The sequence below is a fragment of the Streptomyces fuscigenes genome (assembly GCF_021556455.1).
GTDB classification, from domain to species: Bacteria; Actinomycetota; Actinomycetes; order Streptomycetales; family Streptomycetaceae; genus Streptomyces; species Streptomyces fuscigenes.
In genome coordinates this window covers 1-1,832 of record NZ_JAKGCV010000705.1, presented here as the reverse complement: position 1 = coordinate 1,832, position 1,832 = coordinate 1, and the positions used below count along the sequence as shown (strand labels likewise).

1 protein-coding gene is annotated in these 1,832 nt (G+C 72.0%); it reads left to right on the top strand.

Translation table 11 applies throughout. From position 1 onward, the window contains the following. Positions 1-186: 186 nt before the first annotated feature. Positions 187-1,785, top strand: coding sequence for an acyl-CoA mutase large subunit family protein (locus L1885_RS27925; protein WP_235799931.1), 1,599 nt, complete (start codon positions 187-189; stop codon positions 1,783-1,785). Positions 1,786-1,832 lie beyond the last annotated feature (47 nt).

Here is a 1,832-nt window from a genome sequence, read left to right as displayed (position 1 = left end):
CTGTGAGCAAGGTCCCAGCGTGTGGCCCTCCAACGCTCGCAGTCGCGCGGCTACAGTCCGCCGCAAGGGCGCTGAGCGCCGGGCCCGTTCCCGGCGGCGGGCGCCCGCCCGCAACCCGCGGGCGACGCCGGCGCCGCGTGCGACGCCGCGGGCGCCGTCCGCACGAGCTCCCAGGAGGCACGGACCATGGCGCGCGAGCCCGGCGGCGAACGAGTGACCGAGAGCGGATTCCCCGTGGCGCCGGTCTACGGGCCGGGCGACCTGAGCGAGTGGGACCCGGCCGAGAAGCTGGGCGAGCCGGGCTCGTACCCGTACACGCGGGGCGTGTACCCGACGATGTACACGGGCCGGCCCTGGACGATGCGTCAGTACGCGGGCTTCGGCACGGCCACGGAGTCCAACGCCCGCTACAAGCAGCTCATCGCGAACGGCACGACCGGGCTCTCGGTCGCCTTCGACCTGCCCACGCAGATGGGCCACGACAGCGACGCGGCCATCGCTGCGGGCGAGGTCGGCAAGGTCGGTGTCGCCATCGACTCGGTCGACGACATGCGCGTGCTGTTCGGCGGGATCCCGCTGGACAAGGTCTCCACCTCGATGACCATCAACGCGCCCGCCGCACTGCTGCTGCTGATGTACCAGTTGGTCGCCGAGGAGCAGGGCGTGCCGGCCGAGAAGCTGACCGGGACGATCCAGAACGACGTCCTCAAGGAGTACATCGCCCGCGGCACGTACATCTTCCCGCCGAAGCCCTCGCTGCGGCTGATCGCGGACATCTTCAAGTACTGCAGGGCGGAGGTCCCGCGCTGGAACACCATCTCGATCTCCGGCTACCACATGGCGGAGGCCGGGGCCTCGCCCGCGCAGGAGATCGCGTTCACCCTCGCCGACGGCATCGAGTACGTGCGCACGGCCGTCGCGGCGGGCATGGACGTGGACGACTTCGCGCCGCGCCTGTCGTTCTTCTTCGTCGCCCGCACGACGATCCTGGAAGAGGTGGCCAAGTTCCGTGCGGCGCGCAGGATCTGGGCCCGGGTCATGCGCGAGGAGTTCGGCGCCAAGAACCCCAAGTCGCTGATGCTGCGCTTCCACACGCAGACGGCCGGCGTGCAGCTGACCGCGCAGCAGCCCGAGGTGAACCTCGTCCGGGTCGCCGTGCAGGGTCTCGCGGCCGTCCTCGGCGGCACGCAGTCGCTGCACACGAACTCCTTCGACGAGGCGATCGCCCTGCCGACGGACAAGTCCGCCCGCCTCGCGCTGCGCACGCAGCAGGTCCTCGCGTACGAGACGGACGTGACGGCCACCGTCGACCCGTTCGCCGGCAGCTACGTCGTCGAGAAGCTGACGGACGAGGTGGAGGAGGCGGCACTCGCGCTGATGGAGCGCGTCGAGGAACTCGGCGGCGCGGTCGACGCGATCGAACACGGCTTCCAGAAGAACGAGATCGAGCGCAACGCGTACACGATCGCCCAGGAGACGGACAGCGGCGAGCGTGTCGTCGTCGGCGTCAACCGCTACCAGCTCGACGCCGAGGAGCCGTACGAGCCCCTGCGCGTCGACCCCGCCATCGAGGCGCAGCAGGCGGCGCGGCTGGCCGCCCTGCGCGCGGAGCGCGACCAGGCGGCCGTCGACGCGGCCCTCGCCGACCTGCGCAAGGCGGCGACCGGCGAGGACAACGTGCTCTACCCGATGAAGGCGGCGCTGCGCGCCCGGGCCACCGTGGGCGAGGTCTGCAACGCCCTGCGGGAGGTCTGGGGCACGTACGTGCCGGCGAACGTGTTCTGACGGACGGGCCGGCCCGGCGGGCGCGCGGCGCCACCGCCGCCCGCCCG

Excerpts from the sequence above, each read along its gene's own strand:
- L1885_RS27925 (WP_235799931.1), top strand. The coding sequence starts at position 187 with ATGGCGCGCGAGCCCGGCGGCGAACGAGTGACCGAGAGCGGATTCCCC.